This is a genomic window from Modicisalibacter coralii (assembly GCF_004117855.1).
In the GTDB taxonomy this organism is placed as follows: domain Bacteria; phylum Pseudomonadota; class Gammaproteobacteria; order Pseudomonadales; family Halomonadaceae; genus Modicisalibacter; species Modicisalibacter coralii.
On record NZ_QWBW01000056.1, the window covers coordinates 1 to 8,871 of the forward strand.

General features: G+C 67.9%; 9 protein-coding genes and 1 pseudogene. 2 read left to right on the plus strand and 8 right to left on the minus strand.

The features are described 5' to 3' along the window. The 5 genes and pseudogenes from D0901_RS20650 to prmB all read right to left on the minus strand — a co-directional run. Positions 1–936 (minus strand): annotated as a pseudogene (locus D0901_RS20650) (class I poly(R)-hydroxyalkanoic acid synthase); the annotation flags it as partial. Between the two features lie 143 nt (positions 937–1,079). After that, the gene (locus D0901_RS20655; RefSeq protein ID WP_129142176.1) at positions 1,080–1,523 is read right to left on the minus strand and encodes a phasin family protein; all 444 of its coding nucleotides are present in this window, start codon (positions 1,521–1,523) and stop codon (positions 1,080–1,082) included. A gap of 108 nt (positions 1,524–1,631) precedes the next feature. Further along, positions 1,632–1,970: a hypothetical protein gene (locus D0901_RS20660; protein ID WP_129142177.1), complete on the minus strand. Its 339-nt coding sequence runs from the start codon at positions 1,968–1,970 to the stop codon at positions 1,632–1,634. A gap of 201 nt (positions 1,971–2,171) precedes the next feature. Next, entirely contained in the window at positions 2,172–3,257 is a 1,086-nt protein-coding gene (gene aroC / locus D0901_RS20665) for a chorismate synthase (protein WP_129142178.1), read from the minus strand. Positions 3,258–3,276: 19 nt separating this feature from the next. After that, positions 3,277–4,230, minus strand: a complete 954-nt coding sequence (prmB, locus tag D0901_RS20670) for a 50S ribosomal protein L3 N(5)-glutamine methyltransferase (protein WP_129142179.1) — start codon at positions 4,228–4,230, stop codon at positions 3,277–3,279. A 132-nt stretch (positions 4,231–4,362) separates the two neighbouring features. Between prmB and D0901_RS20675 the strand changes: the two genes are divergently transcribed. Further along, positions 4,363–4,935, plus strand: coding sequence for a Smr/MutS family protein (locus tag D0901_RS20675; protein WP_129142180.1), 573 nt, complete (start codon positions 4,363–4,365; stop codon positions 4,933–4,935). 25 nt (positions 4,936–4,960) lie between these two features. Here D0901_RS20675 and D0901_RS20680 read toward each other — a convergent pair whose 3' ends face one another. Further along, on the minus strand, positions 4,961–5,986 hold the full coding sequence (locus D0901_RS20680) for a patatin-like phospholipase family protein (RefSeq protein ID WP_129142181.1): 1,026 nt from the start codon (positions 5,984–5,986) through the stop codon (positions 4,961–4,963). Between the two features lie 16 nt (positions 5,987–6,002). Beyond that, the gene (locus tag D0901_RS20685; RefSeq protein WP_129142182.1) at positions 6,003–6,878 is read right to left on the minus strand and encodes an alpha/beta fold hydrolase; all 876 of its coding nucleotides are present in this window, start codon (positions 6,876–6,878) and stop codon (positions 6,003–6,005) included. Between the two features lie 302 nt (positions 6,879–7,180). On the opposite strand from D0901_RS20685, the gene D0901_RS20690 reads away from it, so the two are divergent. Beyond that, the gene (locus D0901_RS20690) at positions 7,181–8,128 is read left to right on the plus strand and encodes an AEC family transporter (protein ID WP_203234928.1); all 948 of its coding nucleotides are present in this window, start codon (positions 7,181–7,183) and stop codon (positions 8,126–8,128) included. A 128-nt stretch (positions 8,129–8,256) separates the two neighbouring features. Here D0901_RS20690 and D0901_RS20695 read toward each other — a convergent pair. Next, a partial coding sequence (locus D0901_RS20695) for an aldehyde dehydrogenase family protein (protein WP_482194155.1) occupies positions 8,257–8,871 on the minus strand: 615 nt, incomplete at its 5' end.

Here is an 8,871-nt window from a genome sequence, read left to right on the forward strand (position 1 = left end):
GGCGATCGGTCCCAGCTGCATGTAGTCGGCCCAGGTCATGTCGCGCTGCTCGGGGCCGGGATTGCGCCACGAGATCAGGAATACCGTGTGGCCCTGATCGACCAGCCACTTCATCAGCGAATTGTCCTGGCGCAGGTCGAGAATGTAGTACTTGTTGATCCAGGGCGGCACCACCAGCAGCGGTGTCTTGAACACCTCCTCGGTGGTCGGGGTGTACTGGATCAGCTGGATCAGCTCGTTCTCGTAGATCACCTGGCCCGGCGTCACGGCGATGTTGGTGCCGACCTGAAAGGCCTCGCGGTCGGTCATCGCCACGTTGATGCCCTCGGCCGAGTTGGCCAGGTCCTCGCGCAGGCGGGCCAGGCCGTCGACCAGATTCTGCCCCTGCGTTTCCTGGGTGAGCCGCATCACCTCGGGGTTGGTGGTGACGAAGTTGGTCGGCGCCAGGGCGCTGACGTACTGGCGGGCGTAGAAGGCCAGATTCTGCTTCTGCTTGTCGGGCAGGTTGTCGGCGCCCTCGACCAGCTGTTCCACCAACCGCGCGAACATCAGGTACTGCTGGAGGATGTTGCGATAGAAGGGGTCCTGCTGCCAGGCCTCGTCGCGGAAACGCCGGTCCTTGGGATCGGGCGCGACCACCATCTCGCCGGGCTCCCCCATCATCTCGCGCATCGTCTGCTGCCAGAGCTGCAACTGATCCTGAGCGAGACGAACCTGGGCGCCATAGATCGTCTCGGGCCGCTGGGCGAGCGCTTCCAGGGCAGCCATCACGCTGTCCCGGACGTCGCTGTAGACCGCCGAAGCCGCCTCGCTCGGCCACAATCGAGTGAACATCTCCTGCATCAGGCTGTGGTATTCCTGACTGATGGCCTCGATCTGGGCGGCCAGTTCCGGGTTCACCGGGACACCCAGTTCATTGGGCAACTCCGAGGTCATAGACCCTCCTCCCCCTGTCATTGTGATGCGCCAGACACGCCAAGACATGTCGACGCCCCTGGGGCATCGACATGTCGTCGCCAATGGCGTCGCTCACCAGGGCCGACGAAGGCCCCGATGCCAGCGTGACCACGGTCGTCGGATCAGCTCGACTTGCGAGACGACGACTGGCTGGTGGACTTGGCGGAAGCCGTGGATTCCTTCGCCGTCTGGGCGGCCTTCTCCACCGTCTGGTTGGCCTGGTCGACCGCCTTCTCGGAGACTTCGTTGAAGGTGGTCTCGACCTGCGACTTGAAGGCCATGCTCAGTTCGGTCATGGCGCGAGCGTCCTCGATCATCTGCTTGGACAGCTCGTTCATCAACTCGGCCTGGCGCGTGGTGAAGTCGCGCATGTCGTCGGCGTCCTTGATCTCCGACGCGGCACGCATGCGCTCGGTACCCAGCTGGGTATAGCGCTTCATGGCCTCGAGCTGGTACTGGGTCATCTTCTCCATGTTGTCCAGCATCAGGCCGTTGAGCTTGCGCATCGGCTCGAAGAAGCTCTTGGCCTGGTCGGCGAAGGCGTTGAACATCTGATCTTGTTGCATCACGAATCCCCCCTGGAGGAACGGCGTGGTCGAGACAGCGAACGTCGATTGCTGCACCGCACAAAGCGTAGTCCGAGACCCCTTGGCTTGCAACAGCCGGCCGCGAATTTACGTCTTGCGCCCCTGACGCGACGTCGCCTGGGCACTCGACGGGCGCGTCGTCGACTCGGCCGACGCCTCGTCGTTACCGGTCGAACGGCCACTGCCCGCCTTGCGCAGCATGTCCATCATCATCTGCTGGTAATTGCCGAAGTTGGCCATGCCCTGGGTCATGCTCTGCTGGAAGAACGGCTGCATCAGGCTCCACGGGTCATAGCCCTCGACCCCGGCTTCCATCTGCTCCTGAATGCGCGCGAGCATGTCGCGCTGGAAGGCGTCGACATCGGGCAACCCCAACGACTGTCGAAACTCGGCCGGCGTGAGATCGAACTCGACGTTTATCTTCATGGCATGACTCGTCTCGGGTGTGTTGCCCTGAGTGTAGCAGGCCTGGCACGGCTGCCGGCCAACGCCCTGGACAACGCCTCGCCAGGCGTCCTGTCCGGCGAAGCCGACCGGGATGGCCCGGGTGCCGACAAAGCCGGCGGCGGGGGAAAAGCGACGGAAAAGGCAGGTTGCGCCCGGCGAACGCCGGGCGCGGAAAACGACTCAGGTCAGCCGCGGCGTATCGACCCGCACATCGGCATTCTGGGCACGATGGCGCAGCAGATGGTCCATCAGCGTCAGCGCCATCATCGCCTCGGCGATCGGCGTGGCGCGGATGCCCACGCAGGGGTCGTGACGCCCCTTGGTGACGACCTCGACGGGGTTGCCGGCGACGTCGATGGAGCGCCCGGGCACGGTGATGCTCGAGGTCGGCTTCAGGGCGAGGTGCGCGATCAGCGTCTGCCCCGAGCTGATGCCGCCCAGCACCCCGCCGGCGTGATTGGAGAGAAAACCCGCCGGGGTCATCTCGTCGCGATGTTCGCTGCCGCGCTGGGCGACCGACGCGAAGCCGTCGCCGAACTCGACGCCCTTGACGGCATTGATGCTCATCAGGCCATGCGCGAGCTCGGCATCCAGGCGGTCGAAAACCGGCTCGCCCAGCCCCACCGGCACGCCCTCGGCGACCACGCTGATGCGCGCGCCCACCGAGTCCTGATCGCGCCGCAGCTGGTCCATGAAGGCCTCGAGCTCCGGCACCCGCTCGGGATCGGCGCAGAAGAAGGCATTGTCGTCGACGGCCTCCCAGCTCTTGAAGTCGAGGGCCAGCGGGCCGAGCTGGCTCATGTAACCGCGCACCCGGATGCCCTGGCCGGCCAGGTACTTCTTGGCGATCGCCCCGGCGGCGACGCGCATCGCCGTCTCGCGGGCGCTGGAGCGGCCCCCGCCCCGGTAGTCGCGCAGACCGTACTTGTGATGGTAGGTGTAGTCGGCGTGCGCCGGCCGGAAACGGTCCTTGATCTCGGAATAATCCTTGGAGCGCTGGTCGGTATTCTCGATCAACAGTCCGATCGACGTACCCGTGGTCACGCCCTCGAAGACGCCTGAGAGGATGCGCACCGCGTCGGGCTCGCGGCGCTGGGTGGTGTGACGCGAGGTGCCCGGCCGCCGGCGGTCGAGATCGCGCTGCAGGTCGGCCTCGGTCAGCGGGAGCCCCGGCGGGCAGCCGTCGACGATGGCCCCCAGTGCCGGGCCGTGGCTCTCGCCGAAGGTGGTGACGGTGAACAGCTTGCCGAAGGTGTTGCCGGACATGCAGCGATCCTCGATAGACTCAAGCGAAATGGGCGGCGTATTCGTCGAGCTCGGCGGCGGTGAGCGCGAACACGCCGTGGCCGCCGCGCTCGAACTCGAGCCACAGGAACGGCACCTCGGGATAGGCCGCCTCGAGATGGCGGTCCGAGTTGCCCACCTCGACGATCAGCACCCCGTCGTCCTCGAGGTGACTGCGCGCCTCGCGCAGCAGCCGGCGCACGATGTCCAGGCCATCCTCGCCGGCGCCCAGCGCCAGCGACGGTTCGTGGCGGAACTCGGCGGGCATGCCGGTCAAGTCGCGCGCATCGACGTAGGGCGGATTGACGACGATCAGGTCGTAGCGCTGGCCGGCCAGCCTCTCGAACAGGTCCGAGGCCACGGCACGCACGCGGGTGCCGACCTCGTGGCGGGTGATGTTGATCTTGGCCACCGCCAGGGCGTCGGGGCTGATGTCGGCCAGGTCGACCTCGGCGGTGGGCAGATGCAGCGCCGTGGCGATGCCGATGCAGCCCGAGCCGGTGCACAGGTCGAGCACCCGGGCCGGCGGCTGGTCGGGGAACCAGGCCGCGAAGTCATGCTCGATCAACTCGGCGATCGGCGAGCGCGGAATCAGCACCCGCTCGTCGACCACGAACGGATGCCCGGCGAAGAAGGCCTCGCCCAGCAGGTAGGGCAACGGCTTGCGCGTCTCGATGCGTGCGCGCACCAGGGCGACGATGCGGGCGCGCTCGACGTCCAGCAGGCGACCGTCGAGCACCGCGGGATCGACATCCCAGGGGAGATGCAGCGCGCCGAGCACCAGCGCCACCGCTTCGTCCCAGGCACTGGCGGTACCGTGGCCGAAATGCAGCCGACCGACGTGGAACTCGCTGGTTGCCCAGCGCAGGCAGTCGCGCAGCGTGACCAGTTGCGCGGCGATCCGGGCGTCGTCGAGTGTCAGGGTGCTGTCGGGAGAAGAACGGGAAGCGCTCACGCGGAGTCCTGTGCTGATGCCAAGGGTGAGCGGGGATTGTACCCGTCCGGGATCACGCTTCACAGTCGGTGTGCAGCCGCTATACTGGGGCGCTCGCCATTCACCGCCCGGAACCAGCCAGGAGAGGGTCGCATGAGCCGACGCCGCGGCGCGTCCGATGAGGAGGTCTCGCTGTTTCGCCAGGCCCTGGAAGAGGCCGGCGTCAGACGCCTGACCAGCGACCGAGCCGACCCCGGCAAGCCGCGTCGCGACGACCGGGAGCGGGTGGCCGCGCGCCGCGATGCCGCCATGTCGTCGGCCAGCGATGCGCCGTCCAGCCGCACCAGCGACGGCCGCGTCGAACCGGTACGCCCCAGTGCGCGACTCGACTTCGCGGTCCCCGACCTGCCCTACCGCACCCGTAGCGCCCTGCAACGCGGGCGGATCGACTGGGAGGCCGGCCTCGACCTGCACGGCTATACCCTCGACGAGGCACGTGACCAGCTCGAGACCTTCCTTCACGATGCCCGCGGCCAGCGCCTGCGCTGCGTCCTGGTGGTCCACGGCAAGGCGTGGACGGGCATGGCCGACTACCCGGTGATCAAGAGCCACGTCAACGCCTGGCTGCGCGAATGGCCGAGCGTGCTGGCCTTCTGTTCGGCCACCGACGCCGACGGCGGCACCGGCGCGGTCTACGTGCTGCTGCGCCGGCGCGGCGAGCACTAGGTGCTTTACGAAAACCTGCCGGCGTTCAATTGGCCGGCTTGCCGGTATCCGGCGCGCTGACCATGGCCTGCCCCTCGGACAAGGCGCCGCCCGGGCCCTCGTAGCGATCCAGCGCCTGGCGGGCGAGATGCCGTCCCAGGCAGATCAGCGCCTCGGCGCGATGGAACTCGTAGGCGCCGCAGACCGTCTTGGGAATCTCGACCAGTACGTCCGGCGGGTAGCCGGCGATCTTGTACTTGGCCAGCGCTGCCTGGGTGATCTCGAACGAGGTCAGCATGATGTCGAGCTTGCCCCAGGCTCGCTCGACGGCACGCGCCGAATGGCGCTCGTCGCCCGCATCGCCCTCCCCTGTGCCATTGCTGAACATCTTCTGGGCACGGGTCCTGACGCCGTTGAACCACTCACCGAGCCCCGTGCCCTCGCCACCCCGCTGCGCCTCGCGCGCCTGCTCCTCGGCCGCCTCGGCAGGCGGCAGCAGCTCTTCCAGGCTGACCGGCCGGTGGGTCTGGGCGGTGGCGTTGACCGCCAGGATCAGGTCGGCGTGCGCCGCCACGGTGGGGATGATCGGCAAGGGGTTCATCAACCCGCCGTCGACCAGCACCTGATCGCCATGGTGGACCGGGGTGATGAGGCCCGGCACGGCGATCGAGGCGCGGATCGCCCGCAACAGCGGCCCGGACTGGAACCACACCTCACGCTGACGCAGCAGGTCGGTGGCGACGCTGGTGAAGGGAATCGCCAGATCCTCGATCGAGAGCCTGCCCAGCAGGCTCTCGAGCTTGGACATCACCTTGCTGGCACGCATCGCGCCCATCGGGCTCCAGGTGACGTCGACCAGCCGCAGGACGTCGAAGTAGTCGAGGCGGGTGACCCAGTCACGGTAGCCCTCGAGCTCGCCGGCCGCATAGACCCCGCCGATCACCGCCCCCATCGAGCAGCCGGCGATCGCCACCACCTCGTAACCGCGACTCTCGAGTTCGTCGATGACTCCGATATGGGCGTAGCCCCGCGCTCCACCACTGCCCAGTACCAGCGCGACCCGCTTGTTCATGCCCTTTCGCCCCCCTCTATCGACCTTGCGACGCTTGCACGTGGTCCACGATGGCCTCGGCCACCGCGTCGACGGCCCCGGGCTCGAGATGCAGGTGGTGACCGCCGGCGAGAACCCGACGTTCCAGACGCCTCACGGCCTGACGGGCCCGCCCGGCGAATTCGCGTCCGCCGAGGATCCCCTGCTCGCCCTCGACCAGCAGCGCCGGCGCCTCGATGCTCGACAGCAGGGCCACGATCTGCTCGGGGCTGAAGCGCACCAGCGAGGGGCGCAGCAGGCGACCGTCGGTCCGGAAACGACACGCCCCATCGGCCTCGAGCATCACGTTGCGCCGGACCAGCGGTTCGGCGGTGACCGCGTCGATGGGCGTCACGCCGCCGTTGACCCGCATGGCGATGGCGGCCTCGATGTCAGCATAGCGCGGCGGCGCCGACAACGGACGACGATGCCCCAATAGCCCCTTGCGCAGTTGCGACGCGGTCTGCTCCACGGGGGTATTGAGCGTCCCCAGGCCGTCGAGCAGTATCAGCCTTTCCACCCGTTCGGGGACCGACGCCGCCAGCAGCCCGGCGACTCCCGCGCCCATGGAGTGGCCCACCACGGTGGTGGACGTCAGATCCAGATCGCCCATCGCGTCGAGCACATCGTGCAGAAAGTCCCAGATCGCATAGTCGCTGTCGACGCTCTTGTGCCGCGACAGGCCGTGCCCGGCGAAATCCAGGGCGACCAGGCGAATGCCCAGCCGCTCGACCAGCAACGGCGCCAGGCGCGAGAAACTCGCGGCGTTGTCCAGCCAGCCATGCAGGGCCAGCCAGATCGGCGCCGCCTGCGGCCCCCAGCTCAGGCCGGCGAGGCGCCCTCCGGCCAGGGTGATGTCGACGGGTTCGGTCATGGGCAGGAATCTCCAAGCGAATGATGGACAGCACGGGCGGCGAAGGTTCGCGGCGGCGCCATGGGCGGCCCCGATGGCCCACCCCGGCGATCCGGCTGGGACTAGCAGGCTAACGGGTTTACCATGTAACGCCAATGGCGAGCCACCCCGAGGCCTTCGCCCCCGCCTTCATCACCTCAGGAGATGCTCGTGCCCCCGTCGCCCCGTTCCCGCGGAACCCGCCTGCGTAATGCCCTGTTCTTCGCCACCGTGATTGCCGCGCTGGTCGTCGGTTTCTGGCTGGTCCGCCAAGGGTGACGGCCGTGAACCTGTTCGACGCCTTCCTGCACACCCTCGACGTCACCCTGCCGGTCTTCGCCATGGTGTTCCTGGGGATCCTGCTCAAGCGCATCCGCTGGATCGATACCGCGTTCATCTCCACCGCCTCGATGCTGGTCTTCCGGGCGACCATGCCGACCCTGCTGTTCTTGAGCATCATCAAGGCCGATCTCGACGTCGCCCTGCAACCCGGCCTGCTGTTCTACTTCCTGGGCTTTTCGGTGGCCAGCTTCTTTTTCGCCTGGGCTTGGGCACTGTGGCGCTGCCCGGTCGAGGACCGCGGCGTTTTCGTGCAGGGCGCCTTCCGCGGCAACTGCGGCATCGTCGGCCTGGCGCTGGCCGCCAGCACCTACGGCACCTTCGGGCTTTCCCTGGGCGGCATCATGGCCGGCTCGATCATCGTCATCTACAACATCTTCTCGTCGATCGTGCTGGCTCTCTACAGCCCCGGTGCCCAGTCGGACATCCGCTCGCTGCTCGTCAATCTGGCCAGGAATCCCCTGATCCTGTGCGTGATCCTGGCCATCCCCTTCGCCTACTTCCAGGTGAGCCTGCCCACCTGGCTGATGACCTCGGGCGAGTATTTCGGTTCGATGTCACTGCCGCTGGCACTGATCTGCATCGGCGGCACGCTCTCCACCAGCGCGCTCAAGGAAGGCAGTCGACTGGCGATCGATGCCAGCCTGTGGAAGACCGTCTGGCTGCCGCTGCTCGGCACCCTGGGGGCGCTGGCACTGGGCTATCGTGGCGAGGCACTGGGCACGCTGTTCCTTTTCCTGGCCAGCCCCACCGCCGCCGTCAGCTTCGTCATGGCCAAGGCCGCCCATGCCAACGCCCGGCTGGCGGCCAACATCATCGTCATCTCGACCTTCTCCTGCATGCTCACCATCGCCACGGGGCTGTTTCTCCTCAAGGCAACCGGCCTGATCTGACCCTCTGGCGCCGACGACAGACGACAGAAAGCCCCATCCGCAACGAATGGGGCCATTCTCAGCTGCCGGTCGGGGACACCGGCAGACACCGGCGGCTAGCGTCGTGCAACGCGCCCCGCCGTCGGCGCTCAGCCCTCGCGCCGGCCGTCGACCAGCCGCTTGAGTGCGAGCGGATTGCTCTCCTTGAGTGCCTCGGGACGCAGCGCGTCCGGCAGGTTCTGGTAGCACACCGGGCGCAGGAAGCGATGGATCGCCGCCGTGCCCACCGAGGTGGTGCGCGAGTCCGAAGTCGCCGGGTAGGGCCCGCCGTGGACCATGGCGTGGCACACCTCGACCCCGGTCGGCCAGCCGTTGACCAGGATGCGCCCGGCCTTGCGCTCGAGGATCGGCAAGAGCGCCCGGGCGCTGTCGAGATCGGCGTCGTCCATCTGCAGGGTGGCGGTCAGCTGGCCTTCCAGGTGCTCGGCGACCTGCCGCACTTCCGCCTCGTCGGCGCACTCGACGATCAGCGAGCTGGCGCCGAACACCTCGGCCTGCAGCCGCTCGTCGGCGAGGAAGTCGCTCGCCGCGGTGACGAACAGCCCCGGCTGGCACTGGTTGGGGCTCTCGCCCAGGCTGCCGCGGGCCACCTCGCGGGTCTTCTCGTGGCTCGCCAGGCTGCTCACGCCCTGTTCGTAGGCGTCATGGATGCGCGGGGTGAGCATGGTCTGGCTGGCGCTGTCGCGCACCGCCTGGCCGGCGGC